Annotated in this window: 22 protein-coding genes; 18 read left to right on the forward strand and 4 right to left on the reverse strand. The window is 70.0% G+C overall.

The features are described 5' to 3' along the window. Positions 1-103 precede the first annotated feature (103 nt). From ACFVKT_RS05660 to ACFVKT_RS05670, 3 genes are read left to right on the forward strand one after another with little or no spacing between them, the layout of a single operon-like run. The gene (locus tag ACFVKT_RS05660) at positions 104-1,327 is read left to right on the forward strand and encodes a Tm-1-like ATP-binding domain-containing protein (RefSeq protein WP_385727812.1); all 1,224 of its coding nucleotides are present in this window, start codon (positions 104-106) and stop codon (positions 1,325-1,327) included. 27 nt (positions 1,328-1,354) lie between these two features. Next, positions 1,355-2,230, forward strand: coding sequence for a phosphoenolpyruvate hydrolase family protein (locus ACFVKT_RS05665; RefSeq protein ID WP_385727814.1), 876 nt, complete (start codon positions 1,355-1,357; stop codon positions 2,228-2,230). A gap of 11 nt (positions 2,231-2,241) precedes the next feature. Next, positions 2,242-2,673, forward strand: coding sequence for a cupin domain-containing protein (locus ACFVKT_RS05670; protein ID WP_385727816.1), 432 nt, complete (start codon positions 2,242-2,244; stop codon positions 2,671-2,673). Between the two features lie 66 nt (positions 2,674-2,739). Here the strand turns inward: ACFVKT_RS05670 and ACFVKT_RS05675 are convergent, their stop codons facing one another. Next, positions 2,740-3,132 (reverse strand): MarR family winged helix-turn-helix transcriptional regulator, encoded by a 393-nt coding sequence (locus ACFVKT_RS05675; RefSeq protein WP_385728181.1) that lies wholly within the window; start codon positions 3,130-3,132, stop codon positions 2,740-2,742. 477 nt (positions 3,133-3,609) lie between these two features. Between ACFVKT_RS05675 and ACFVKT_RS05680 the strand changes: the two genes are divergently transcribed. The 6 genes from ACFVKT_RS05680 (at position 3,610) to ACFVKT_RS05705 (ending at position 10,226) form a co-directional block, all read left to right on the forward strand. Beyond that, positions 3,610-4,974 carry an alpha/beta hydrolase family protein gene (locus ACFVKT_RS05680; protein ID WP_385727818.1) on the forward strand — a complete coding sequence of 455 codons (1,365 nt, stop codon included), beginning with the start codon at positions 3,610-3,612 and terminating at the stop codon, positions 4,972-4,974. Positions 4,975-5,101: 127 nt separating this feature from the next. Beyond that, on the forward strand, positions 5,102-6,016 hold the full coding sequence (locus tag ACFVKT_RS05685; RefSeq protein WP_385727820.1) for an SDR family NAD(P)-dependent oxidoreductase: 915 nt from the start codon (positions 5,102-5,104) through the stop codon (positions 6,014-6,016). Between the two features lie 19 nt (positions 6,017-6,035). Then, on the forward strand, positions 6,036-6,908 hold the full coding sequence (locus ACFVKT_RS05690) for an amidohydrolase family protein (protein ID WP_385728183.1): 873 nt from the start codon (positions 6,036-6,038) through the stop codon (positions 6,906-6,908). Between the two features lie 154 nt (positions 6,909-7,062). Further along, entirely contained in the window at positions 7,063-8,547 is a 1,485-nt protein-coding gene (gene menE / locus ACFVKT_RS05695; protein WP_385727822.1) for an o-succinylbenzoate--CoA ligase, read from the forward strand. Positions 8,548-8,573: 26 nt separating this feature from the next. Continuing rightward, a complete protein-coding gene (locus tag ACFVKT_RS05700) occupies positions 8,574-9,038 on the forward strand; it encodes a MaoC family dehydratase (RefSeq protein ID WP_385727824.1) in 465 nt (154 codons plus the stop codon). 39 nt (positions 9,039-9,077) lie between these two features. Further along, positions 9,078-10,226 carry an acyl-CoA dehydrogenase family protein gene (locus ACFVKT_RS05705; RefSeq protein ID WP_385727826.1) on the forward strand — a complete coding sequence of 383 codons (1,149 nt, stop codon included), beginning with the start codon at positions 9,078-9,080 and terminating at the stop codon, positions 10,224-10,226. A gap of 70 nt (positions 10,227-10,296) precedes the next feature. Here the strand turns inward: ACFVKT_RS05705 and ACFVKT_RS05710 are convergent, their stop codons facing one another. Further along, positions 10,297-11,685 carry an MFS transporter gene (locus ACFVKT_RS05710; protein ID WP_385727827.1) on the reverse strand — a complete coding sequence of 463 codons (1,389 nt, stop codon included), beginning with the start codon at positions 11,683-11,685 and terminating at the stop codon, positions 10,297-10,299. A 287-nt stretch (positions 11,686-11,972) separates the two neighbouring features. Between ACFVKT_RS05710 and ACFVKT_RS05715 the strand changes: the two genes are divergently transcribed. Further along, the gene (locus ACFVKT_RS05715) at positions 11,973-12,809 is read left to right on the forward strand and encodes a PaaX family transcriptional regulator C-terminal domain-containing protein (RefSeq protein ID WP_385727829.1); all 837 of its coding nucleotides are present in this window, start codon (positions 11,973-11,975) and stop codon (positions 12,807-12,809) included. A gap of 60 nt (positions 12,810-12,869) precedes the next feature. On the opposite strand, the gene ACFVKT_RS05720 is transcribed toward ACFVKT_RS05715, so the two are convergent. Both ACFVKT_RS05720 and ACFVKT_RS05725 read right to left on the reverse strand, forming a co-directional pair. Next, positions 12,870-13,667 (reverse strand): IclR family transcriptional regulator, encoded by a 798-nt coding sequence (locus tag ACFVKT_RS05720; protein ID WP_385727831.1) that lies wholly within the window; start codon positions 13,665-13,667, stop codon positions 12,870-12,872. After that, positions 13,657-14,472, reverse strand: coding sequence for an IclR family transcriptional regulator (locus tag ACFVKT_RS05725; protein WP_385727833.1), 816 nt, complete (start codon positions 14,470-14,472; stop codon positions 13,657-13,659). The genes ACFVKT_RS05720 and ACFVKT_RS05725 overlap by 11 nt, the downstream gene beginning before the upstream one ends. A 223-nt stretch (positions 14,473-14,695) precedes the next feature. Between ACFVKT_RS05725 and ACFVKT_RS05730 the strand changes: the two genes are divergently transcribed. The 8 genes from ACFVKT_RS05730 to ACFVKT_RS05765 all read left to right on the forward strand — a co-directional run bounded on the left by ACFVKT_RS05730 (position 14,696) and on the right by ACFVKT_RS05765 (position 25,199). Next, a complete protein-coding gene (locus ACFVKT_RS05730; protein WP_385727835.1) occupies positions 14,696-16,585 on the forward strand; it encodes a PEP-utilizing enzyme in 1,890 nt (629 codons plus the stop codon). Positions 16,586-16,680: 95 nt separating this feature from the next. Next, positions 16,681-17,733 carry a PEP/pyruvate-binding domain-containing protein gene (locus ACFVKT_RS05735; protein WP_385727837.1) on the forward strand — a complete coding sequence of 351 codons (1,053 nt, stop codon included), beginning with the start codon at positions 16,681-16,683 and terminating at the stop codon, positions 17,731-17,733. Then, on the forward strand, positions 17,730-18,182 hold the full coding sequence (locus tag ACFVKT_RS05740) for an acetyl-CoA carboxylase biotin carboxyl carrier protein (RefSeq protein ID WP_385727839.1): 453 nt from the start codon (positions 17,730-17,732) through the stop codon (positions 18,180-18,182). Before ACFVKT_RS05735 ends, ACFVKT_RS05740 begins: the two co-directional genes overlap by 4 nt. Then, on the forward strand, positions 18,179-19,561 hold the full coding sequence (locus ACFVKT_RS05745) for a biotin carboxylase N-terminal domain-containing protein (protein WP_385727841.1): 1,383 nt from the start codon (positions 18,179-18,181) through the stop codon (positions 19,559-19,561). Before ACFVKT_RS05740 ends, ACFVKT_RS05745 begins: the two co-directional genes overlap by 4 nt. Further along, the gene (locus ACFVKT_RS05750; RefSeq protein ID WP_385727843.1) at positions 19,558-21,132 is read left to right on the forward strand and encodes a biotin carboxyl carrier protein; all 1,575 of its coding nucleotides are present in this window, start codon (positions 19,558-19,560) and stop codon (positions 21,130-21,132) included. Before ACFVKT_RS05745 ends, ACFVKT_RS05750 begins: the two co-directional genes overlap by 4 nt. Before the next feature lie 5 nt (positions 21,133-21,137). Further along, positions 21,138-22,097, forward strand: coding sequence for an HAD-IIA family hydrolase (locus ACFVKT_RS05755; RefSeq protein WP_385728185.1), 960 nt, complete (start codon positions 21,138-21,140; stop codon positions 22,095-22,097). Next, on the forward strand, positions 22,069-24,093 hold the full coding sequence (locus ACFVKT_RS05760) for an acetoacetate--CoA ligase (protein ID WP_385727845.1): 2,025 nt from the start codon (positions 22,069-22,071) through the stop codon (positions 24,091-24,093). The genes ACFVKT_RS05755 and ACFVKT_RS05760 overlap by 29 nt, the downstream gene beginning before the upstream one ends. Then, positions 24,090-25,199, forward strand: a complete 1,110-nt coding sequence (locus ACFVKT_RS05765; protein ID WP_385727846.1) for a LacI family DNA-binding transcriptional regulator — start codon at positions 24,090-24,092, stop codon at positions 25,197-25,199. The genes ACFVKT_RS05760 and ACFVKT_RS05765 overlap by 4 nt, the downstream gene beginning before the upstream one ends. The last annotated feature ends 5 nt before the right edge of the window (positions 25,200-25,204 follow it).

Raw genomic sequence — 25,204 nt, forward strand, 5'->3', positions numbered from 1 at the left:
CTCTCCGCTTGGTCCACTCGGTCCCAAGTGGACCATTCGGGGATGCTCCCGCGTGACAACAATGCCTGGCACAGGGCTCAAAGGAGAGCAGGAGGCAGGCACGATGGCGACGGTCGTTCTCATCGGCACGATGGACACCAAGGGCGAGGAGTACGCCTGGATCGCCGACCGGGTTCGCGCCCACGGCGCGAGCACGCTCACGGTCGACGTCGGCGTGTTCTCGGAATCGGACGCGGACGTCACCGCCGCGACGGTCGCCGAAGCCGGACAGGCCGATCTCACGGTGCTGCGGAAGGCGGGTGACCGGGGCGCGGCGATGGAAGCGATGGCCGTCGGCGCCGCGTCCGTGGCGCTCGCGCTGTACGCGGAGGGCCGGCTGGACGGCGTACTCGCCGTGGGCGGCTCCGGTGGTTCGTCGGTCGCGTCCCGCGCGATGCGCGCCCTGCCGGTCGGGGTGCCGAAGCTGCTGGTCTCCACGATGGCTTCGGGCGATGTCTCGCCCTACGTCGGCGAGAGCGACGTGACGCTCATGCACTCGGTGGTCGACGTCGCCGGCATCAACTCCCTGTCCGAGCAGGTCTTCGACAACGCCGCCGCGGCGATCGCCGCGATGGCCGGGGCGCAGGAAGCCCGCCGCGGCGCACCGGCCGAGGAGCAGCGGCCGCTGGTCGGTGTGACGATGTTCGGCCTGACGACGCCGGCCGCCGACGAGGCGCGGGCGGAGCTGTCCGGCCTTGGTTACGAACCTCTGGTCTTCCATGCCACCGGCGCCGGCGGACGCGCGCTGGAGAAGCTCGCGCGCGACGGCCGGCTCGTCGGAGTGCTCGACCTGACCACCACGGAACTCGCCGACGATCTCGCGGGCGGTGTGCTCAGCGCCGGGCCGCACCGGCTGGAGGCGGCCGGTGAGAAGGGCATCCCCCAGGTCGTCTCGCTGGGCGCCCTCGACATGGTCAACTTCGGGCCGAGGGAGACCGTGCCCGCCGGTTTCGACGACCGGACCTTCCTGATCCACAATCCGACGGTCACGCTGATGCGGACCACGCCGGAGGAGAACGCCGAGCTCGGCCGGCGTATCGGGGTGAAGGTGTCCCGCGCCCGAGGGCCGGTCGCGGTGCTTCTTCCGCTGCGCGGGGTGAGCGGCATCGACAAGGAGGGTGGCCCGTTCCGGGACGCCACGGCCGACGAGGAACTGTTCGCCGCGCTGCGCGGTGCGCTCACCGGTTCGCCGGCCGAGATCGTCGAGGTGGATCAGCACATCAACGATCCCGGGTTCGGGCGTGCTGCCGCCCGGCATCTGCACCGGTTGATCACCTCGCCTCGGTGACGGCCCGCCTCGATGTAACTGGCTTGCATGGCCGAGCAGTTGATGCCCACCCCCGAGTGGGCGGAAAGGAACGCGATCATGGACCGGAGCACGGCGCTCGGACGGTTGAAGAAGACCGTGGCGGCAGGCCGGCCGATCATCGGCGGCGGTGCCGGAACGGGCATCTCCGCGAAGTCGGCCGAGGCGGGCGGCATCGACCTGCTCATCGTCTACAACTCGGGGCGCTACCGGATGGCCGGCCGGGGATCCCTCGCGGGCCTGCTGGCCTACGGCGACGCGAACGCCATCGTCATGGAGATGGCGGACGAGGTGCTCCCCGTGGTCAGGGACACGCCCGTGCTCGCGGGCGTCAACGGCACCGACCCGTTCCGGGTGATGGGCCGCTTCCTCGACCAGGTCAAGGAAGCCGGGTTCGCCGGCGTGCAGAACTTCCCCACGGTGGGGCTGATCGACGGTGTCTTCCGGCAGAACCTGGAGGAGACCGGGATGGGCTTCGACCTGGAGATCGAGATGATCGCAGCCGCACGCGAACGTGAACTGCTGACCGCGCCCTACGTGTTCGACGCCGCCCAGGCCACCGCCATGGCCGAGGCCGGCGCCGACGTCCTCGTCCCGCACATGGGTCTGACCACCAAGGGCAGCATCGGCGCGCATACGGCGCTCACGCTCGACGAGTGCGTCGAGCGGATCCAGGCGATCCGGGACGCCGCGGTCGCGGTCGACCCGGACATTCTCGTGCTGTGCCACGGCGGCCCCATCGCGGACCCCGCGGACGCACAGTACGTACTCACCCACACGGATGGGGTCGTGGGCTTCTTCGGCGCGAGTTCGATCGAACGCCTGCCCACGGAAACCGGTATTCGCAGGCAGACCGAGGACTTCAAGGCCATCAGCGTCCGATGAGGAGACGAACCGTGAACGCATTCGAGGCGAGGGGCCACAGCGTGCCCTCGGAGCTGTCGACCGAGGTCTTCGACTGGGGAAGCATCAAGTGGGGTGTGAGTGCCGATCTCTTCGCGGGGGCGCCCACCACCGCGGGAGAGGTGATCATCAACCCCACCAAGGGGCACGACCGGCACGTGCACCCGGAGTCCGACGAGATCCTGTACTTCATCGACGGCGAGGGCGTCCAGACCGTCGGTGATTCGGGGGAGTTCCCGGTGAAGGCGGGGGACTTCGTGTTCGTGCCGAAGGGGACGCTGCACTCGACCTTCAACACCGGCTGGCGGCAGCTGCGCCTCATCGCGGTCTACACGCCGGGCGGTGCGGAGCAGGCGCTGCGTGAGCTGCCCGACTACTCCGTGCTGACCCCGGGCGTCCCGCCGGTCTGGGAAAGGGCGCGCTGAGCCGACAGGGCGGGTGTCATCCCGTCCCGGGTGAGGCACCGTCAGCGGCTGGGCGGGCCGTTCCTGTCAGGAGAGCTGCCGCCAGGCATGGTCGAGCGCGCCGCGCAGCTGAACGGTCTCGCCGGTGGTGAGACCGTCGGTCATGCGCCGCTCCAAGTCCCGCACGGGCTGTGCGTACTCGGCAAGGAGTTCGTGCCCGAGGTCGGTCAGGGCGATGAGAAGCTCGCGACGGTTGGCCGTGTTGGGGCGGCGGACGACATAGCCCCGGGTCTCGAGCGTGCGGACCATGTCGGCCATCGACTGGGCGGTAACGAAGGAGTCACGGGCGAGCTGCGCGGCGGTGAGGCCGTCATGCCGCTCCAGCACGGTCAGCGCGGTGTACTGCAGAGCGGTCACACCCGCCGGCTTGAGCAGCTCGTCGAGTCGTGCCCGCACGACGAGTTCGACGCGTTTGACCATGTACAGCAATGAAGGGTGCGCCTTCACGCCTTGACCGGTCGGCTGTGCGGCGGCTTCCGACACGGTGCCCTCCATTCGGCTGTCCGCGGGACGCGCAGAGGCTGCGCGCCCCGCAGAAGATAGATCCATCCTACCTGTTGACAGGATTCCTGTTGGTCGCCAGACTGTCGCCCATTAGCAGGAATCCTGTCAATCGAGGCTGGAGTTCCGTGGTCTGACGGTGAGACGGCGGCCACCACCGCCGACGCCGAGTGCGCGCTGCGCCACCCGCCCGTCCCGGATGAGGTGGCCGCCAAGGGCTGCGCGGTATTCGCCCGCTGATCGCGCGCGGCCCGCTCGCCTCGTACGCCGGTGGCGGCTCTGCGTTCACCCGCTGCCGGGCGTCGGCGCGGGCTCGCCGCGCGAGTCGCGCGCCCGCCCCTTCAGTTCCATCCGCTCCCGCTCCGTCGCACCGACACCGGAAGGACCCCCCCCACGATGAGAACTCCAGTCGCCCTGCTGGCCCTCTGCCTGTGCGCTCTGGCCCCCCTGCCCGCACAGGCCGCCACGGACACCCACCTGGAGGGCCACCTCGCCTCCGGCGCCGCATACCTGGTGGACGTCCCTGCCGCCTGGAACGGCACCGTGCTCCTCTACAGCCACGGCTACGTCCCCGCCGGATTCCCCAACTCCGCCCAGAACGCGCCCAGCAAGGCCACCCTCGACTCCCTTCTCGGCAAGGGGTACGCACTCATCGGGTCCTCGTACGCGACGAACGGCTGGGCGGTCACGGACGCCGTGCCCGACCAACTCGCCACCCTGGACCTGTTCACCGACAAGTTCGGCACGGCGAAGCGGACCATCGCCTGGGGTACCTCGTACGGCGGATTCGTCACGACGACACTGGCCGAGGAGCACGCGGACCGTTTCGACGGCTCGCTCGCCATGTGCGGTCTGGTGCAGGGTGGTGTCGCGAACTGGAACAGCACGCTGGACCCGGCGTTCGCGCTCAAGGCGCTGCTGGCGCCGGACGCGGACATCCCGCTCACCGGATTCGCCGACCGGGCGCAGGCGCAGAGCGCCGCCGCGACCCTTGCCGCCGAGACCGCCGGAGCCCAGCAGACCCCCGAAGGTCGTGCCCGCGTCGCTCTTGCCGCAGCCCTGTACAACATCCCCGGCTATAACAGCTCCACGCAGACCGAGCCGGGCCCCACCGACTGGGACGCCCAGCAGGCCAACCAGTACACCGCCGTCGCAGGGCTTCTCCAGACGTCCGCTTTCACCTGGCGGCAGGAGGCCGAGAGCCGCGCCGGAGGCAACGTGTCCTGGAATACGGGCGTCGACTACACGGCGATGCTCCGGGACTCCCCGCTGTTCAAGGAGGTGACGGAGCTGTACAAGGAGGCGGGTCTGTCGCTGAGTACCGACCTCAAGACGCTCGACCGCGCACCCCGTATCTCCGCCGACCCTGCCGCCGTCCAGTGGATGGAGGACACCAGCGTCTTCAACGGCCGGCTCACCGACCCCCAGCTGAACATCCACACCACCGGCGACCCGCTGATCCCCGTTGAGGCCGAGAGCGCCTACCGCCGGGCCGCCACCGCCGGCGGCTCGGGCGCGCTGCTGAGCCAGGCCTACGTCGACAGCCCCGGGCACTGCACCTTCACGACGGGCGAGATCGCCGGAGCCCTGGACACCCTGGAGCACCGCTTGGACACCGGCCGCTGGGACTCCTCGCCGGCCACGCTCAACTCCCGTGCGCAGCAGGCGGATCCGGCGAGCGAGCCGCGCTATGTGACCTATCGGCCCGCCTCGTACCCGCGGCCGTACGACCTTGCGCACCCGGACGGCTCCCGGTCGTGACCGTTCCCTTCGCCGCCTGACCGACTCGGTCCGTGCCGAGGCCCGCTCCGCACCATTGACAGGATTCCTGATAGTTGTGAGACTGTCGTTAATAGCCAGGAATCCTGTCAATGAAGGGTGGAGTTCCATGGATCTGTCGGGGAAGGTGGCGCTCGTCACCGGCAGCGGCCGCGGTCTCGGGCTCGCCTATGCCCGCGCACTGGCCGCTGCCGGGGCATCCGTTGTCGTCAACGATGTGGACCAACAGGTCGTCGACGCGGCGGTGGAGAGCGTCGAGTCGGCCGGCGGCAAGGTGTTCGGAGTGACCGCCGCCGTCGGCACCACCGCCGCGGCGGAGGAGCTGATCTCGGCGGCGGTGGAGCACTTCGGCCGGCTCGACGTGCTGGTGACCAACGCCGGCATCCTGCGGGACAAGGTCCTGTGGAAGATGACCGACGACGACTTCGACGACGTGGTCCGCGTCCACCTGCGCGGCACCTTCACCTGTGTTCGGGCGGCCGCGGTGCGGATGCGCGAGCAGGGCGAGGGAGGACGCATCATCCTGGTCGGGTCGCCGGCCGGACAGCGCGGAAACTTCGGCCAGACCAACTATGCGGCGGCCAAGGCCGGCATCGTGGCCATGGCCCGAACCTGGGCCCTGGAACTGGCCCGGGCGCGGATCACGGTGAACGCCGTCATCCCCGTGGCGGCCACCGAGATGACCAGGACGATCCCGGCCTTCGCACCCGCCATCGAGGAGGCCGAGCGCACCGGAGCTCCGCTGCCGGACTGGATGCGCAAGCAGGAGGGCCTGGGCACCGCGGAGGACGCGGCCGGCCTGGTCGTCTTTCTCGGCTCCGACGCCTCGGCCGCAGTCACCGGTCAGGCGATCGGCATCGGCGGGGACCGGCTGGCGCTGTGGTCCCACCCGCAGGAGAAGAAGTCCGCCTTCCGCGACGGCGGCTGGAGCGCCGATGCGATCGCCGCCGCCTGGAGTGACGATGTCGGGGCGCAACCCGAGACCTTCGGCATCCCCGCGCCCCAGGCGCCGGTGGGAGGCTGACATGGCCGCCCCCGTCCCCATGGACCTGGCCCGGCTGACCGCGATCGACGTGCACACACACGCGGAGGTCTCCCGCACGGGCCACCACTCCCTCAGCCCGGAGCTGATGGCCGCCTCGGAGAAGTACTTCGCCGCGCACGGCCACCGGCAGCCCACCATCGACGAGACGGCCGAGTACTACCGCGAGCGCCGGATGGCCGCCGTCGTCTTCACCGTCGACGCCGAGCACGCCCTGGGCCACCCGCCCATCCCGAACGAAGAGGTCGCCGAGGACTGCGCCGCCCACTCGGACGTCCTGATCCCCTTCGCCTCGCTCGACCCCTGGCGCGGACGCGCGGCGGTACGCCAGGTGCGCCGGCTGGTGGAGGAGTACGGCGTGAAGGGCTTCAAGTTCCACCCCAGCCTGCAGGGCTTCTCGCCCGACGACCGGATGGCCTATCCGCTGTACGAAGCCATCGAGGAACTCGGTGTGCCGGCGCTCTTCCACACCGGGCAGACCGGCATCGGCGCGGGGGTGCCGGGCGGCGGAGGCATCCGCCTGAAGCACTCCGCCCCCCTGCTGATCGACGACGTGGCGGCCGACTTCCCCGACCTGCGGATCATCCTGGCCCACCCGTCCTTCCCCTGGCAGGACGAGGCACTGGCGGTGGCGACCCACAAGCCGAACGTCTACATCGACCTCTCCGGCTGGTCTCCCAAATACTTCCCGCCGCAGCTCGTCCGCTACGCCAACACGCTGCTCAAGGACAAGGTGCTCTTCGGCTCGGACTACCCGGTCATCACCCCGGACCGCTGGCTGGGCGACTTCGCGAAGCTGGACATCAAGCCCGAGGTCAGGCCACGCATCCTCAAGGACAACGCGGCGCGCCTGCTCGGTCTCGACAAGGACTGACCATGGCCGGGCCCCAGGACCGGCCCGGCGGGAAGCCCATGAGCGGTGCCCGGCTTCTGCGGCTGCCTGCCGCGCATGCGCGCGTTCCTGGAGGTACCGGCCTCCGCTGCGCCCGCGTCCGAAACCGGAACATCCCGAAAGGCACGGCATCCGTATGCGCAACCACGGCGTCGGATCCTGGATCGCACGACGCGTCCGCAACAACCCCCACCGCCCCGCCGTCATTCACGGCGGTGTCCTGATCACCTACGCCCAACTGCACGGTCGCATCAACCGCCTGGCCCACCATCTGCGCCACCTCGGTGTACGTCCCGGCGACCGCGTCGCCTACCTCGGCCCCAACCACCCCTCCTTCCTGGAGACCTTCTTCGCGGCCGGTCAACTCGGGGCCGTATTCGTGCCGCTCAACACCCGGCTCGCCGAACCCGAACTGCGGCACTGCCTCCAGGACGCCGGGGCGAGCGTGCTGGTGCACACCTCGGACTTCGAGCAGTTCGCCCTGTCCTGCTCCGCCCTTCGCCCGGTCACCGTCGGGGACGGCCTGGACAAGGACCTCGCCGCCTGCACACCGGTGTCTCTCGACGTCCCTGTGACGCATGCCGACACCGCGGTCATCATGTACACCTCCGGGACGACCGGGCGTGCCAAGGGCGCCGTGCTCACTCACGGCAACCTCATCTGGAACAGCCTGAACACCTTGGTCGACGGGGAGTTCGCCGCCGGAGACGTGGCCCTGCTGTCCGCGCCGCTGTTCCACACGGCCGCCCTGAACATGACCTGCCTGCCCACCATTCTCAAGGGCGGAACACTCGTCCTCGAGGAGTCGTTCTCGCCTGCCCGCACCCTCGACCTGGTCGAGCGCTTCCGGGTCACGGTGATGTTCGGGGTGCCGGCCATGTTCCAGCAGATCGCCGCGGAGCCCCGGTTCGCCGACGCCGGCTTGTCGTCACTGCGGATGCTGTTGTGCGGGGGCGCCCCGGTGCCCGAAGCGCTGATCCGCACCTACCAGCGGCGCGGGCTGAGCTTCATCCAGGGGTACGGCATGACCGAGGCGTCGCCGGGCGTGTGCCTGCTGGACGCCGAGCACGCCCTCGAAAAGCTCGGCAGCGCCGGTCTTCCCCACTTCTTCAGCGACATCCGCGTCATCGACCCCGCAGGCGAGGACGTCACACGTGGCGAACTGCTCGTGGAGGGCCCGAACGTCATGAGCGGGTACTGGAACCTCCCCGAGGAAACGGCCGCCGCCTTCCACGACGGCTGGTTCCGCTCAGGAGACATCGCCGGCGTCGACGAGGACGGGTACGTCACCATCGTCGACCGCGCCAAAGACATGATCATCTCTGGTGGCGAGAACATCTACCCGGCCGAGATCGAGAACGTTCTGTACGAGCACCCCGCCGTCGGCGAGTGCGCCGTCATCGGTGTCCCGGACGAGCGGTGGGGCGAGGTCCCCCGTGCCGTCGTGGTCCTGGCACCCGGCGCCCGGGCGAGCGTCGAGGACATCCTCGCCTTCCTCGAAGGGCGCCTGGCCCGCTACAAGATCCCCAAGTCGATCGTCTTCACCGATGCCCTGCCGCGCACCGGCGCCGGGAAGCTGCTCAAGCCCCGTATCCGCGACAACTTCGGCACCCCTGCCTGAATCACGCTGTCTGAAGGAGACCTGCCATGACCGCATCCCGCACCGCCACCGGACTCGACGAGATCAAGGCCCTCGCCGGGGCGGACCTCGGCCGCACCGACTGGCTGCAGATCACCCAGGACCGGGTGAACACCTTCGCCGACGCCACTGACGACCACCAGTGGATCCACACCGACCCCGAGCGCGCCGCCACCGGACCGTTCGGTGCGCCGATCGCCCACGGATACCTGACCCTGTCCCTGATCATCCCGCTCTTCGGACAGCTGCTGGCCGTCGAGGGCACCTCCATGAGCATCAACTACGGCCTGGACAAGGTCCGCTTTCCCCATCCGGTGAAGGTCGGCGCGAAGATCCGCCTTCACGGCACGGTGGAGTCCGTCGAGGAGGCCCGCGGCAACGGTGTCGAGATGAGGCTCACCTTCACCGTGGAGATCGAGGGTGCCGACAAGCCCGCCTGCGTCGCGCAGGCCATCTACCGCCACTACGCCTGACGAGCACCACCGCTCACGTCTCCCGAAGGACTGCCGGCCATGGACCGCGACCTGTTCGACACCGCCCACCAGGATTTCCGTGCAATGGTGCGGGACTTCGTCACCAAGGAGGTCCAGCCGCATCTGCCGGCATGGGAAGAGGCCGGGCAGGTGGACAGGGAACTGTACGAGAAGGCCGGTGCCGTGGGTCTGCTGGGGCTCGACATCGACGAGGCGTACGGCGGGGGCGGTGTCGCGGACTTCCGCTACAACCTCGTCGTCATCGAAGAGCTGTGCCGCGCCGGAGCGCCCGCGGTGACCATGAATCTGAGCGGCTTCAACGACCTCGTGGCGCCCTACCTGAGGGACCTGGCCACCGAGGAGCAGCGGCAGCGCTGGCTGCCGGACCTGTGCAGCGGTAGGAAGGTGTCGGCCATCGCCATGACCGAGCCCGGTACCGGCAGCGACCTGAAGGCCGTACGGACCACCGCCGTACGCGACGGGGACGAGTACATCGTCAACGGAGTCAAGACCTTCATCAGCAACGGCATCCTCGCCGACCTCGTCATCGCCGTCGTCTCCACCGATCCGGCCGCGGGCCGCGACGGCATCAGCCTACTGGTGCTCGAGCGCGGCATGCCCGGCTTCGAGCGGGGACGCAAGCTCGCCAAGATCGGTCTGCATGCCCAGGACACGGCTGAGCTGTCGTTCGCGGATGTACGGGTGCCCGCCGCGAACCTGCTGGGGGACGAGGGTCGCGGGTTCGCCCATCTCATGCGCAACCTTCCGCAGGAGCGTCTGAGCGTCGCCGCCACCGCGGTCGCCTCCATGGAACGCACCCTGGAGAACACCCTTCGGTACACGGCGGAGCGCACCGCGTTCGGACGGTCCGTCGCCGACTTCCAGGCCAACAGGTTCACCCTCGCCGAGATCGCCACCGAGGTGCGGGTCGCCCGAGTGTTCGTCGACCGATGCGTCATTGAACTCGTCGCCGGCCGGCTCGGCGCCGTCGACGCGGCCATGGCCAAGTGGTGGACCACCGAACTCCAACAGCGTGTCGTCACACGCGGCCTGCAACTGCACGGCGGCTACGGCTACATGCAGGAGTACGACGTCGCCCGCGATTTCCTCGACGCCCGCGCGAGCACGCTGTACGCCGGCACAACAGAGATCATGAAGGAGATCATCGGCCGCTCCCTGCGGCCCTGACTTTTCCGTTCGTGATCTCACTGATCGGGGGCCGTGGACCGGCCCCCGATCAGATGCCGTGGACGGAAGCTCACGAAGGCTGTGCAGCCTCCGCCTGATCCTCGACGGGCAGCCGTAGCGGGGCGTCCGCGGACCCGTCGGCGAGATCGGTGCGGCTGGTCTCCCCGAGCAGGGCGAGGCACACCACTGTCACCAGGCAGAACGCGGCGATGATCACAGAAATGATCAGCGTCGCTCCCTCACCGGCGTCGGCCTGCACCTCGGTGAAGATCAATGGGGCGAAGCCGGCCCCCAGTCCCGCGATCTGGTAGCCGAGGGAAGCGCCGGTGTAACGGCTCCGGGTGGAGAACAGTTCCGTGTACAACGCGGCGAGCGGGCCGTACATCATCGGGTGCACCAGCGACTGCCCGACCACGAGCGCCAGCACCAGCAGTGCTGTGCTGCCCGTGTCGACGAGCGGGAACAGTGCGAAGGAGAAGGCGCCCACCGCGAGCGCGCCCGCCATGACCACGGGACGCCGTCCCAGGCGGTCCGACAGCGCCGACCAGCCGATGATGCCGAACATCGCCAGTGCCGAGGACACCGCCAGGCTGTTGAGCACCGTCTGCCGTGCGAAGCCGCCCTGGACCGCGTACGAAATGATGTAGGTGGTGATGGTGCCCTGGAAGACGAACGCGGCCAGGCCGACTCCGATGCCCAGCAGCAGCACCCGGGGGTGGTTGCGGACCACGTCGAACAGGGGAAAGGTCCGGCGCGGCGTCGATTCCTGCTTCTTCTCCGCCTGCTTCTCCGCTTCGGCGAACACCGGTGTTTCGGTGACGCGCAGCCGGACGAACAGGCCGACGGCCAGCAGGACCACGCTCAGCAGGAAGGGGATGCGCCAGCCCCAGGAGAGGAAGGCCTCTTCGCCGACGGCCCCCGACGTCGCGGACAGGACGACCGTGGAGAGCGCCATGCCCGCCGGGGCCCCGGCGTTGGTGAAGCTCGCCCACAGCCCTCGCCGTTCGGTGGCGTGCTCGGCCGAGAGAAGTACGGCGCCGCCCCACTCGCCGCCCACCGCCACGCCCTGGACGATCCGCAGGAGCAGCAGCAGGACCGGTGCCAGCGTGCCGGCCTGGCCGTACGTGGGCAGGACGCCGATGAGGAAGCTGGCGACGCCCATGAGGGACATCGTCACCACAAGCATCCGCTTGCGGCCGAGCCGGTCCCCGAAGTGCCCGAAGATGATCCCGCCCAGCGGCCGGGCCAGGTAGCCGGTGGCGAAGGTGGTGAAGCTGGCGAGGGTGCCGGCCACGGGGCTGAGGTTGGAGAAGAAGACGTGGGCGAAGACCACCGCCGATGCGGTGGAGTACAGCAGGAAGTCGTAGTACTCGATGACGCTCCCAAGGAAGCTGGAGGTCACCGCCCGGCGCAACTGCGAGGGATCCTGCGTTGCCTGTTTTGGAGAAGCGGCCTGCATGTCGTGAGCTCCCTTGCTGTCGCTGAGATGGGTCAGCCCGAAACGGGGTGTGACTCCTGTGGTGGATGACGGGGATGCCCGTCCGGTACGGGGCGCTCGCAGCAAGTGGCAACGAGGTACGCCCGGTGGATGTCTGGGCCGCGGCAGGCCCGGCCGGTCTCCAGCCGTGTCCGTCGTCCTCCGCCACGGCCGTCGGTGTCCGACCGGCCGTCCCCGAGATGTAGGGCAGGTTTTTTCTCTGCGTCAGGATTGTGACCAACATTGCTCGCCTCGTCTACCCTCTTGGCGTGACATTCGAAGACGAGGGCGAACAATTCGCGGTAACTTCGGCCCGGCCGCAATCGCTGATGTTCAGCTTTCTGGGCATCTACGTGCTGGACCGCGACGTGGCCGTGTACTCCGGGAGCATCATCGACGTCTTCGCCCGCCTGGGGGTGTCCGAGGACGCGGTGCGTTCCACTCTGTCCCGCATGGCCAGGCGTGACCTGCTGACGCGGCATCGCAGGGGACGCAAGGCCTACTTCGGGCTCACCGAGCGCGCCGTCCAGGTGTTGCAGGACGGCCGCCGACGGGTCCGGGACACCGGCGCGGTCAACCGGGACTGGGACGGAACCTGGACCGTGGTCGCCTTCTCACTGCCCAACGACCGGGGAGACGCACGCCACGACCTACGCTCCCGGCTGGCCTGGGCCGGCTTCGCCTCGCTCCAGGGAGGCCTGTGGATCGCCCCGGGCACAAAAGACGTCGCGGAGGCCCTCGAACCCCTCGAACTCGGCGACCACGTCACCACCCTCCAGGCGCGGCCCATGGGGCTCACCGGCTCCGCCGATCTGGTCCGCCGCGCCTTCGACATCGACGGCATCGCCGCCCGCTACCAGGCGTTCCTGGACCAGTGGGACACCAGCGCGCCGCCCGCCGCGGCGGATGACGAGCTCGCCTGCCAGATCCTCCTGCACACCGACTGGCTGCAGGTCGTCCGCTGGGACCCGCATCTGCCGGCCGAACACCTTCCCGAGCAGTGGCCGGCGATCCGCGCCGAGCAGGTCTTCCGACGGCTCGACCGCAAGATCGCCCGGGGCGCCGCCAAGCTGGCAGCAACGGTGCTCGACGAGATAAGCCTCTGAGGCCGACTCGTACGGGGCTCAGAGCGCGCCCGAAAGAAGAAAGAAGGGATCAGCGGGCGGTCACTCGCGGTCCAGGCCGCTGAGGCTCGGATAGGCCGTGCCCGCCGTCTCCTCCAGCCGTTTGGCCAGGCCTTTGGTGGCCTGGAGGAGGGAGGGCAGATAGCGGTCCAGATCCTCGCGCAGCGCGTAGCTGACGATGCCGATGGCGGCCTTGGCGGTCCCGCCGACCAGGACCGGCGCGGCGATGGAGGCGGAGCCCGGGTGGTACTCCTGCCGGGTCCGGGCGTGGCCCTGCTGCCTGATCTGTGTGAGCTGGCGGGACAGCGTGCGGCGGTCCGTGACGGTGTCGGGTGTGTACCGCTGCAGGGGCATGGCCAGGATCGCCTCCGTGAAGGCCTCGGGACTGAACGCCAGCAGCGCCTTTCCGATGCCGGTGGCGTGCAGCGGAATCCGGCCGCCGATGCGGTTCTCCACGGGGACGGACACCTCGGAGGTCAGCTTTTCGATGTAGATGGCCGCCGTGCCGTCGCAGACGGCGAGCTGGACGGTCTCCCGGCAGTCGTACTGGAGGTTGAGCAGGAAGGGCAGGGCGGTCTCGCGGAGCCGGCCGTGGAGGGGCGTGAGTACCCCCATCTCCCACAGACGTACGCCGAGTCCGTACCGGCCGGCGCCGTCGCGTTCGAGGAAGCGGCCGTCCTCCAGCTCGCCGGCCAGGCGGTACACGGTGGCGACCGGCAGTCCTGAGCGCCGTGCGAGCTGGCTGAGGGTGAGCCGCGGATGCTCGACGTCGAACGCCGCCAGCACGGCGAGCGCCCTGGCGGTGACGGACTTCGGGGGGTTGGGGGACTCACTGCTCATGGTCGGCGTTGCCCTTCGAGTTGGTGCACGGGGGTGAACTCTCCGATCCCGGCGGATCGGCGGGTCCTGCCAGGATGGTGGCGAGGGCATGAGCCGCGTTGTGCAGCTCCGGTATCAGGCACTTCACCACGGCGGGTGAGGGATCGGCCGTGGCTCCCGCCGTCCGGGGCGGCGGCGGGCTGACGGAGAGCGCCATGGGCGGGCGGTCCACGGCGTCCACCGAGACGGCGTACTCGGCCTGTCCGTCGGAGTGCACGAACCGTACCCAGCCCTGTCTCCCGAAACTGGCGATGCCCTTTTCCACCTGGTCGAACTGGGTCCGGGTCAGCGGCAGGGACTTCCTGGCCGCGGGCGTCATACGGGCGAGCAGAACCCAGCCGGCGGCCGAGTCGGCAGGGGGCAGCGTCAGTCCCGGTCCGCCACCGGGAGAGCTGGCGCCGTTGGACAGGACCTCCTCCACGCACAGCGCGCTGTGGCCGTTGTAGGTGAATACCCGCACGAGCATGCCGGTCCTGGCCGCCAGCCGGACCAGCAGGGGGCGCGAGCCCTTGCCGATCACGTCATGGGTGGGCGCCAGGATGCCCAGTTCCCAGATCCTGGCGCCGATGCTGTAGCGGCCCGCCGCGTCACGCTCGACGGCGCCGATCGCCTCCAGGTGGTTGAGCAGCCGGAAGGTGGTGGCCACCGGGAGACCGCTGCGTCGCGAAAGCTGCGAAAGCGTCATGGACCGGTGGCCTGCGTCGAAGGACATGAGGACGGCGAAGGCCCGGTGGATCACCGACTTGCCCGGGTTGCTGTTGTCCATCGCCATCGCTCCTCCCGACCGCTCGTCGTTGCGACAAAACAAGCGTAACCACCACTTCACTGAATGGAAAGGTTCGCGAAGAGATCATGGTTCGAGGTGCTCGATCAGAGACCGCGGGGTCATTTCTTTTTACTGAGTGAAAAGGCCTCTTGGTTGTGTGAGCCACCCGCGCTCATGGTGGGGTCCAGCCGCCAGCCCCTCCCGAAGACGTGAAGGAGCCGCCATGACCACGACGGACGGCGAACGGAGCCAGGGCCCGCCTTCGGGCCCGCCCGCTCCGGAGCGCGGATTCCCGGACCCCTACGAGATCGCCACTCCGGACGGCGCCGAGGGCTGGGAGGAGATGTACGCCTACCACAACCGGTTCCTGGACGGCCGGCGCGCGGAGGACTCCGCGAAGACCTGGTTCCGCAACTCGCTGCACTACCCGGAGGTCTCCTACCCCTTCGACCAGCTCACGGTCGACGGCGCCTTCACCGGCACCGGCGTCACCAACACCCGCGTGTTCGCCCTGCCGCCGGCCAAGGGCCTGGACGTACGCATCGTCAACGGCTACACGTACATGTCCACCATCCCCAGCCCGGACGCGGCCGAACAGGCGCGCCGGGCCGAGGAGTTCGGCCGGCGGGCCGGCCACTACTTCCGGAACTGGGACACGCTGTACACGGAGTGGGAGAGCCGTGTCACGGACGCCATTCGGGCCGTGCGCGACCTCAAGGTGCCCCCGCTGTCGGAGTTCGAGCCGATCGAGCGCGTACTGGAGGAGCGCGGTCCCACCCAGGGCAACGAATTGCTCGCCGCCTACCACCGGCTGCTGGAGCACGGCGACCGGATCTGGACGCTGCACTCGGAGTTCCTGAACCTCGGATACGCCGCCTACCTGCAGTTCCTCACCCTGTGCAAGGACCACTTCCCCGAGATCGACGACCAGACGATCTCCCGGATGGTCAGCGGTATCGACGTACTGCTGTTCCGCCCCGACGACGAGCTGCGCGCACTGGCCCGCAAGGCCGAGGCGCTGTCCGTCGGGGACGTCGTCCGCGCGGCCGGCACCGAGGAGGAGCTGGTCACCGGCCTGAGCGTGAGCGACGCCGGCCGACAGTGGCTGGCCGCCCTGGAGGAGAGCAAGGACCCCTGGTTCAACTTCTCCTACGGCTCGGGCATGTACCACTCCCACCGCAGCTGGATCGATGACCTGACCCTGCCGATCCGCGCCATCGGGGACTACATCGACCGCCTGCGCGGCGGCGACGACCTCGTCCGCCCGATCAAGAAGCTCCAGGCGGAACGCGACGCCGTGGTCGAGCAGTACCGATCGCTGCTGGACGAGGAGGACCTCCCCGGCTTCGACGAGGCGCTCGGTCTGGCGCGGACGGTCTTCCCGTACGTGGAGAACCACAACTTCTACGTGGAGCACTGGTTCCTCACCAACTTCTGGAACAAGGTGCGGGAGTTCAGCGCCCTGCTGCGCAAGTGGGGTCTGTGGGAGGACGTGGAGGACATCTTCTTCCTGCGCCGCGCCGAGGTCGAAGAGGCGATCGTCGACCTGCAGATGTCCTGGGGCGCCGGCGGCGGACCGCAGGGCGGCTACCACTGGCCGGAGATCATCGCGCGGCGCAAGGAGATCTACGCGGCGCTCAGCGCGTGGAACCCGCCGCCGGCCCTGGGGCCGGTCCCGGAGCGGGTCGACGAGCCGCTGACCATCATGCTCTGGGGCATCACCCCGGAGACCGTCGAGCGCTGGCTGGCCGCCCAGGACGGCGACGCGAACGGCACCACCCTCACCGGCTTCGCCGGATCGCCCGGCATCGCCGAGGGCCGCGCCCGTGTCGTACTGCGGCCGGACGAGCTCGACACCGTGCAGGACGGCGAGATCCTGGTGGCCCCGGTCACCAGCCCGAGCTGGACCCCGGTGTTCGGCCGGATCCGCGGAGCGGTGAGCGACATCGGCGGCATCATGTGCCACGCCGCGATCGTCTCGCGCGAGTACGAGCTTCCCGCCGTCGTCGGCACCGGCTTCGGCACCACGGCCATCACGACCGGTCAGCTGATCCGGGTCGACGGCAACACCGGCACCGTGACCGTCCTGGAAGAGACCGTCGAGGTCCCGTAGGACCCGGGCCCCGCGGGATGCACTTCGGCTGACAAGGACGAACAGTGGGAAAGTACACCAGAAGTTTTCATCAACTCGGCGCAGCGGACCGGTCGTTGGTCGGAGGCAAGTGCGCGAGCCTCGGCGAGCTGGTCCGGGCCGGTCTGCCCGTCCCGGACGGGTTCGCCGTGACGGTCGACGCCTACGAGGACGCCAGGGACGCCTCCGACCTGCGCGAGCGGCTGAAGCATCTGGTCCGCGGCGCAGACCCCGACAGCCCGCAGTCCCTGCAGGCCGCCCATGAGCGGGCCACCGTGCTGATCCTGGAGGGGGACCTGCCGGCCGCCGTCGAGGAGGACATCCGCGCGACCTACCTGGAGCTCTCCCGGGAGACCGTCCGTCGCCGTGGCACGGGCGACCCGGACCGCACTCCGGTCGCCGTCCGTTCCTCCTCCGTCGACGAGGACGGCGACGCCGCCAGCTTCGCCGGTCAGCAGGAGACCTACCTGTGGGTGGTGGGCGCGGACGCCGTAGTCGCCAAGGTGCGCGAGTGCTGGGCGAGCCTGTACACGCCCCAGGCGATCGCCTACCGCTGCGGCATGTCGGACACGGACGGCAACGAGGCGTCCAGGATCTCGGTCGCGGTGCAGCTCATGGCGAACGCGGACGTCGCAGGGGTCACCTTCACGGTCAGTCCGCGTACCGGCGACCGCTCGGTCATTGCCGTCAACGCCAGCTGGGGGCTCGGACAGGCGGTGGTCTCCGGCGAGGTGACCCCCGACGAGTACTGGCTGACCAAGGCCGGCCCCAAGGTCACCGAGCGCCGGATTGCCACCAAGCTCCATGAATACGTGCCCGCCCCGGACGGCAGCGGTGTGATCCTTCGCGAGGTGGCGGAGTCCCGTCGTGAGGTCGCCTGTCTCGGCGAGAGCGACCTGATGCAGCTCGCGGAGATCGCATTGCGCGTGGAGCGGCACTACGGCTGTCCGCAGGATATCGAGTGGGCACTGGAACACGACGCCGACGGCACCTGCCGGGTGATGCTGCTCCAGGCCAGGCCGGAGACCAACTGGCGCAGACGTAAACGGGACAAGGGCCACGGCACCACCAAGGCCACGACCGACCTGCTCGGCTTCATCGCCTCCGCCGCGAAGGGAGGAGCCCGATGAGTACCGACGCCTCACCGAACTGGCAGGACATCCTGGACCTTGTGGCCCAACTGGACGAGGGCGGCTACGAGTTCGCCGACGTCGAGTTCGGCGACGTACGGGTGCGGATGTCCCGCTCGGCGGAACTCCCGCCGGACCAGCGGCCCGCACCGCCACTCCAGGCGCCCGAAGCCGAACCGACCCCGACTCCCGCCGTCGAGGGCACGCCCGTCCTCGCCCCGATGATCGGCGTCTTCTACCGCGCGTCCTCGCCCAGCGCGCCGCCTTTCGTGGAGCCCGGCACGACGGTCGAACCGGACACCACCGTCGGGATCGTCGAGGTGATGAAGCTGATGAACCCGGTGACCGCCGGGGTCGCCGGCACGCTCACCGACTTCCTGGTCAAGGACGGGGAGCAGGTCGAGTTCGGCCAGCCGCTCGCCGTCGTCGCCGAGGCGGGCCGGTCATGAGCGACGACCGGGCCCCCGTGGTCCTGGTGGCCAACCGGGGTGAGATCGCGACGCGGATCATCGCCGCCGCCCGGCGTATCGGAGCCCTCCCGGTGCTGGCCGCCAGCACCGCGGACACCGGCTCCCGTGCCGCACGGCTGGCCGATCGCGTCATCGTCATCGGCCCGGCGCAGGCCGGCCAGTCCTACCTGCGGCCGGAGTACGTCGCCCAGGCCGCCGTGCACGCCGGCGCGGACGTCGTCCACCCCGGCTACGGATTCCTGAGCGAACAGCCCGAGCTGGCCGAACTGCTGGCCGCCGAGAGCATCGCCTTCGCCGGCCCGCGGCCCGAGACGCTCCGCGCGGTCGGGGACAAGAGCAGCGCCCGGAAGGTGGCCGTGGCCGCCGGTGTCCCGGTGGCCCCCGCCGTCGAGGTGGACGACCCGCACGCGGTGGTCCACCTCGCCGCGTCCATCGGCTATCCGCTGCTGATCAAGGCCGTCCACGGCGGCGGCGGGCGCGGTATCCGCCTGGTGACCGACGACGCCGAACTCGCCCGGCTGGCCCCGCAGGCAGCGGCCGAGGCACAGGCCGCCTTCGGCAACGGCGCGCTCTATCTGGAGCGCTTCTACCCGGCGGCCCGCCACGTCGAGGTGCAGGTCTTCGGGGACGGCGGAGGCGGCGCGCAGATCTTCGGGGACCGGGACTGCTCGGTGCAGCGCAGACACCAGAAGCTCATCGAGGAATGCCCCGCGCCAGGGCTCACTGAGGCCAGGCGCGCGGTGCTGCACGACTCCTCCCGGGCGCTGGTACGGGCCCTGCGCTACCGGGGCGCCGGAACCGTCGAGTTCCTCGTGGACACCGAGTCCGAGGACGTGGTCTTCCTGGAGATGAACGCCCGTATCCAGGTCGAGCACCCGGTGACCGAAGAGGCGTACGGAATCGACCTGGTGGCGGCGCAGCTGCGCCTGGCCCTCGGCCGGGACCCGGAGTTGCCCGACGTCCCGCCGGTCCCGCCGGCCACCGCCATCGAACTGCGCATCAACGCCGAGGACCCGGACGACGGCTTCCGGCCCAACCCCGGAGTCATCGACCACGTGCGGTGGCCCACCGGGCCGGGCATCCGTGTGGACACCCATGTCGAGGACGGCTACGCCTTCCCGCCGTACTACGACAGCCTGATGGCCAAGTTGATCGTCCGCGCCCACAGCCGCCCCGCCGCGCTGGCGGCCGCGCGCTCCGCGGCGCGATCGGTGGTCCTTGACGGCGTGCGCACCACCTTGCCGCTGCATCAATTCGTGCTCTCCCACCCGGACTTCGTCCACGGCCGGGTGAGCACCTCGTGGTTCGGGCCGGTCTGGGAACAGCGGCAGAACCAGCGAAAGGAGGCCGCCCGATGACCGCGCCCACCGACGCGCCGGCCGCGACGAGGACCGGCCGGCAGCACAAGACGATTCGCCTGGTCGACACCAGTCTGCGGGACGGCAACCAGAGCCTGTGGGGCGCCACCGGACTGACAACGGGCATGGTAGAGGCCGTCGGCCCCTTCCTGGACCGGGTGGGGTACGAGGCGATCGACTTCACCAGTTCGACCCACCTCGCCATGGGCGTGAAGTTCCACCGCGAGAACCCCTGGGAGCGCATCTCGCGCATGCGCGCGGTCATGCCCGACACCCCGTTGTCGGCCATCACGACGGGCATGCGCTTCATGTCCTGGGAGAAGGCCTCCGAGACCGTGATGCGCATGGCGCTGCGGCTGCTGGCCCGGCACGGGCTGCGTCGGCTGCAGATCGCCGAGCCTATGAACGACGTCGACTCCCTGCTCCGGGTGGCCCGTTGGGCCAAGGAGGAGGGGGTGGAGCGGGTGGTGGCGGCGGTGACATTCACCGAGAGCCCAGTCCACACCGACGAAAGCTACGCCCGCAACGTCCGCGCGTATCAAGCCAGTTCGTACGTCGACTCCGTCTACGTCAAGGACCCCGGCGGACTGCTCACCGTGGAACGCACCCGGCAGCTGATCCCGGACATCCGCCGCGCCGCAGGTGACAAGTCCCTTGAGCTGCACAGCCATTGCACCACCGGCGCCGCCTCCCACCTGTACCTGGCGGCCGCCGAGCTCGGCGTGGACGTACTGCATACCGGGCTCGGGCCACTGGCCAACGGCACCGCCCAGCCCAGCCTGGAGAACCTGCTGGGCAACCTCGACGCCCTCGGTATCCCGGTGCGCGCGGACCGCGACGCGGCCTCCGCCGCCGCCGAGATCCTCCACGCCATCGCCGACTCCCAGGGGCTGGCGGCAGGGGAGCCCACCGAGTACGACCTGAGCTTCCACGTGCACCAGGTCCCCGGCGGGATGATGTCCACCCTCAGACGCCAGCTCGGCGAACTGCGCATGCTGGACCGGCTGCCCGCCGTCATCGAGGAGGTCGGGCGGGTCCGCGCGGAGCTCGGTCATCCGATCATGGTCACGCCGTTCAGCCAGTTCGTGGGCAGCCAGGCGCTGATGAACGTACTGGCCACCGGCTCCGGCCAGGAACGCTACAGCCGTGTCCCCGACGAGGTGGTGCGCTTCGTCCTCGGTCACTTCGGCACTCCGCAGGGAGAGATCGCGCCGGAGGTCGCTGAGAGGGTCGCCGCTCTGCCCCGCACCCAAGAGCTGGCCGTGCCCCCGGCCGAGAGGTCCCTGGCCGAGCTGCGCGAGGAGTACGGCCGCCGGGCCGGCCGTGAACTGCCCGAGGAGGAGCTGCTGTTGCGCCTGGTCCTTCCGCAGGACCAGGTGGACGCGATGCTCGCCGCCGGACCGGCCCTGCGCTGGTCCCCGACCGGCGTCGGCCACGCCACCGCCCCGGTGACGGGCGTCGCGGACTTCATCAGGGCCGCGCATCGGCTCCCGCGGTGGAAGTACCTCGCGGTGACCCGGGGCACGGAGCGTGTGGAGCTGCGCCGTACGGGGACCGGAGGCGACCGGTGAGCGCGATGGACATGGTGCACCAGGAGGAGCGGCGGGCGGAGCTGCTCGCCAGGCTCGCCGAGGTGCGCGGCGTGATGTTCGACATCGACGGCTGCCTGGTGCTCTCCGACGGTCCCAGTGGCCACGGAGGCCGGGTCCTGAGCGGCGCCCGTGAGGTCATCGACCTGGTGCGGGCCACTGGACGGAGCATGGCCGTGTTCACCAACGGCTCCATGCAGACCACCGGCCGGATAGCCGAGACCCTGCGCTCGCTCGGCCTGGATGTGCGCGACGAAGAAGTGCTCACACCGGCCGTGGTCGCGGCGGAGACGATACGGGCCCGGCACCCCGGGCGGCCCGTGCTGGTCTTCGGCGGCCCCGGCGTGCAAGGGGAGTTCCGGCAGCGCGGCATCCCCATGGTGGACCTGGACCGGGCCATCGCCGGGGAACCGACGGGCGCGGCCGCCGTGGTCATCGGCTGGGACACCGGATTCGGCCGGGACAAGCTCCAGGTGGCCGCCGAGGCCGTGCTGGCCGGCGCGACGATCTACTGCACGTCCGACGCTCCGTCGTTCGCCTCCGAACACCGCCTGAACGTGGGCGTGTCCGGGTTCATCGCCAGCGGCCTCAGCCACGTCACGGGCCGCCCCTACCGCGTCCTCGGGAAACCGTCGCGAGAAGCCCTGGACCTGCTGGCCGGACGGCTGCGGGTCAGGCCGGAGCAGATGCTCATCATCGGCGACGACCTCGACCTGGAGTGCGCGATGGCCAGGTCCGCCGGTGCCCTGGGATTCCTGGTCACCACCGGCACGAGTTCCGCCGCCGACGCCGCGGCGGCCTCGCCGGACCGGCGTCCGGACTTCGTGGCGGATGGCCTGACGGAGGTACTGGACCTGCTCGCGCTCGCGTCTCGGCAGGGCCGGGGACGGACGACCAGCACAGGAGAGGAAGGCGACGATGTCGGCCAACGGCAACGCGGTTCATGACAGTACGGCGGACGACCGACAGATCACCTGGCAACCCACCGCGCAACAACGGGAGTTGACCCGTCTGTGGGACTTCATGTCCTGGGTGGCCGAGCACCGCGACGTCCGGCTGACGGACTACCGCGAGGCCTGGCGGTGGTCGGTCCGGGAACCGGCCGAGTTCTGGGGCGCGGTGCGGGAGTACTTCGGAGTGGTGGGCGAGGGTTTCCAAGGGCCGGCGCTGGCCGAGGAACGCATGCCCGGAGCGGTCTGGTACCCGCACGCACGGCTGAACTTCGCCGAGAACGTCCTGCGCCACGCGCGCGATCCGCATCTCGCGGACACCACGGCCGTGCTGACCGTCGACGAGGACGACACCGTCTCCGAGCTCACCTGGCACCAACTCGCCTCCCAGGTCGCGTCGTTGGCGGCACACCTCAAGCGCTTGGGCGTCGAACCGGGGGACCGGGTGGCGGCCGTACTGCCGAATCTGCCCGAGGCCGTCGTCGGGCTGTTGGCCTCCGCGAGCATCGGGGCGGTCTGGACGATCAGTTCGCCCGACCTGTCCGCCCAGGCCACCCTGGACCGGCTGCGCCAGCTTGAACCGAAGATCCTGATCGGCGTGGACGGCTACCGGTTCAACGGCAGGGAGTTCCGCCGGCTGGACCACCTGGCCGAGGTCGAGGCCGGGCTGCCGGGTCTGCGGCACACCATTCTCGTGCGGCACCTGGAGCCCGAGGGCGAGGCTACGGACTCCGGCCACCTGGACTTCGCCGCCCTCGTGGCGGACGACGTCGAACCCGACTTCGCCCGGTTGCCCTTCGACCACCCGCTCTGGGTCCTCTTCTCCTCCGGTACCACCGGCGCGCCCAAGGGGATCGTCCACGGACACGGCGGCATGACCCTGGAGGCGCTCAAGGGGACCGGCCTGAACCAGGACATGGGTCCGGGCGACCGTTACTACGTCGCCGCGAACACCTCCTGGATGGTGTGGAACACCCTGGTCAACAACCTCATGTCCGGCGCTTCCGTGGTCACCTACGCCGGGTCGCCCACTTTCCGCCGCAAGGACCGGCAGTTCGAGATCATCGCGCTGACCGGCGCGACGATGTTCGCCACCGGCGCCGCTTATCTGTCCCTGGTGGAGAAGGCGGCGCTGGAGCCCGGCAAGGAGTGGGACCTGTCCAGGCTCCGTTCCGTCCTGTCCACCGGTTCGCCGCTGCCGGACTCGACCTGGCGATGGGTGCACGACCACGTCAAGCACGACGTGCACCTCGGCTCCGACACGGGCGGTACCGACATCTGCAGCGGGTTCATCGGCTCGAACCCGCTGGAACCGGTGCACCTGGGCCGGCTCCAGGGACCGCTGCTCGGTGTGGCGGTCGAGGCCTGGTCCGAGGCAGGGGAGCGGGTCGTCGGAGAGGTGGGGGAGATGGTCGTCACCCGCCCCATGCCCTCAATGCCGCTGTTCTTCTGGGGAGATGAGGACGGCGCGCGGTACCGCGGCTCGTACTTCGAGAAGTTTCCAGGCGTGTGGACCCAGGGCGACTGGATAACCGAGACGCCCGAGGGCGAGTTCATCGTGCACGGACGGTCGGACGCCACCCTCAACCGGCAAGGGGTCCGCCTCGGCAGCGGCGACATATACGCCGCGCTGCAGCATGTTCCCGAGGTCCGCGACGCCCTGGTCATCGGAGTGGAGCGGCCGGACGGCGGTTACTGGATGCCGCTCTTCGTGGTCCTCGACGACAGCGTCCGGCTCACCGACGAACTCAAGGCGAGGGTCAACGCGACGATCCGGGGGCGCACTTCGCACCGGCACGTCCCGGACGACATCATCGTGGCGCCCGCCGTGCCGGTGACCCACGCGCAGAAGAGGACCGAGATTCCGGTGAAGAGACTCTTCGTCGGACACGACCCGGACTCCGCCGTCAACCGCGGCTCCCTGGCCAATCCCGAAGTGATCGACTGGTACGTCGAACAGGCCCGGCGGTTCCGTCAGGAGCACGCCGCATGACGTCGCGCGAGGACGTGGCACGACTCGCCGAAGTCTCCCCCTCGGTCGTCAGCTACGTACTCAACAAGGGCCCACGCCCGGTGGCGCCGGCCACCAGGGAACGCGTCCTCGCGGCGGTGCGCGAGCTCGGCTACCGTCCCAAGAGCGCGGCCCGTGCACTGCGCCTGAGCCACACCATGACGCTCGGCCTGGTCATCCCGGACTTGGCCAACTCGTACTTCGCGGAGCTGGCCACGGCGCTTGAGGACCAGGCCTGGGCAGCCGGATACGCCCTGCTGGTCGGCAACTCGGCCGGCAGCGCGGACCGTGAGGCCGGATACGTCCAGACCTTCCTGGACCGCCAGGTCGACGGGCTGCTGCTGACCCCGGCCCACCGCGGCCAGCCGTGGCACGCACGCCTCGCCCGTACCGGAGTGCCCAGTGTGGCTGTCGACCGCGAGGTACGGGCGGCGTCGATCTCCCACGTACTGGTGGACAACGTACGTGGCGCCCATCAGGCCACCGAGCATCTGCTCCGTCACGGACGCCGCCGGATCGGCTGCATCGCCGGGCAGCTGGGCCTGCGCCCCACCACGGACCGGGTGACCGGCTGGCGCACCGCGCTGGAGGCGGCCGGCCTCCGGGCGGGCTCGGGCTCGGGAGGCCGCACCGGCTGGCAGGCCCGGCCCGCCGCGGCCCCGCTGCTGCACGGCTCCTACGGACGCCTGGAGGGATACCGCGCCGCACTCGCTCTGCTGGCTCACGACCGCTCGGTGGACGCGCTGTTCGTCACCTCCGACGAACAGGCCGCCGGGGTACTGCGCGCCGCGCACGAGCTGGGCATCCGGATCCCGGACGACCTCGCGGTGGTCTCCTTCGACGGCACCACCGCCGGCGCGTACAGCACCCCTGCCCTGTCGACGATGCGCCAGCCCGTCGAACAGCTGGCCCGTACCGCGATGATGCGACTCACCGGCCTGATGCGGGACCCGGACCTGCCGCCCGGACGCGACGTGCTGCCCGCCGAACTGCTCGCCCGCGGATCCTGCGGCTGCCCTGCCCCAGAAAGCGCTCCGCCGTCGCACCCGGGAAAACATGCCGCGGTCGAGGACCACCAAATGGCGTGAGGACA

Origin of the sequence: Streptomyces sp. NPDC127595 (assembly GCF_042671685.1) — a bacterium.
GTDB lineage: Bacteria > Actinomycetota > Actinomycetes > Streptomycetales > Streptomycetaceae > Streptomyces.

Coding starts and splice junctions, on each gene's coding strand:
- ACFVKT_RS05745 (WP_385727841.1), top strand. CDS start 18,179: ATGAGCGACGACCGGGCCCCCGTGGTCCTGGTGGCCAACCGGGGTGAG.
- ACFVKT_RS05760 (WP_385727845.1), top strand. CDS start 22,069: ATGTCGGCCAACGGCAACGCGGTTCATGACAGTACGGCGGACGACCGA.
- ACFVKT_RS05700 (WP_385727824.1), top strand. CDS start 8,574: ATGACCGCATCCCGCACCGCCACCGGACTCGACGAGATCAAGGCCCTC.
- ACFVKT_RS05680 (WP_385727818.1), top strand. CDS start 3,610: ATGAGAACTCCAGTCGCCCTGCTGGCCCTCTGCCTGTGCGCTCTGGCC.
- ACFVKT_RS05730 (WP_385727835.1), top strand. CDS start 14,696: ATGACCACGACGGACGGCGAACGGAGCCAGGGCCCGCCTTCGGGCCCG.
- ACFVKT_RS05720 (WP_385727831.1), bottom strand. CDS start 13,667: ATGAGCAGTGAGTCCCCCAACCCCCCGAAGTCCGTCACCGCCAGGGCG.
- ACFVKT_RS05765 (WP_385727846.1), top strand. CDS start 24,090: ATGACGTCGCGCGAGGACGTGGCACGACTCGCCGAAGTCTCCCCCTCG.
- ACFVKT_RS05660 (WP_385727812.1), top strand. CDS start 104: ATGGCGACGGTCGTTCTCATCGGCACGATGGACACCAAGGGCGAGGAG.
- ACFVKT_RS05710 (WP_385727827.1), bottom strand. CDS start 11,685: ATGCAGGCCGCTTCTCCAAAACAGGCAACGCAGGATCCCTCGCAGTTG.
- ACFVKT_RS05740 (WP_385727839.1), top strand. CDS start 17,730: ATGAGTACCGACGCCTCACCGAACTGGCAGGACATCCTGGACCTTGTG.
- ACFVKT_RS05685 (WP_385727820.1), top strand. CDS start 5,102: ATGGATCTGTCGGGGAAGGTGGCGCTCGTCACCGGCAGCGGCCGCGGT.
- ACFVKT_RS05675 (WP_385728181.1), bottom strand. CDS start 3,132: ATGGTCAAACGCGTCGAACTCGTCGTGCGGGCACGACTCGACGAGCTG.
- ACFVKT_RS05665 (WP_385727814.1), top strand. CDS start 1,355: ATGGCCGAGCAGTTGATGCCCACCCCCGAGTGGGCGGAAAGGAACGCG.
- ACFVKT_RS05705 (WP_385727826.1), top strand. CDS start 9,078: ATGGACCGCGACCTGTTCGACACCGCCCACCAGGATTTCCGTGCAATG.
- ACFVKT_RS05755 (WP_385728185.1), top strand. CDS start 21,138: ATGGACATGGTGCACCAGGAGGAGCGGCGGGCGGAGCTGCTCGCCAGG.
- ACFVKT_RS05750 (WP_385727843.1), top strand. CDS start 19,558: ATGACCGCGCCCACCGACGCGCCGGCCGCGACGAGGACCGGCCGGCAG.
- ACFVKT_RS05725 (WP_385727833.1), bottom strand. CDS start 14,472: ATGGACAACAGCAACCCGGGCAAGTCGGTGATCCACCGGGCCTTCGCC.
- menE (WP_385727822.1), top strand. CDS start 7,063: ATGCGCAACCACGGCGTCGGATCCTGGATCGCACGACGCGTCCGCAAC.
- ACFVKT_RS05690 (WP_385728183.1), top strand. CDS start 6,036: ATGGACCTGGCCCGGCTGACCGCGATCGACGTGCACACACACGCGGAG.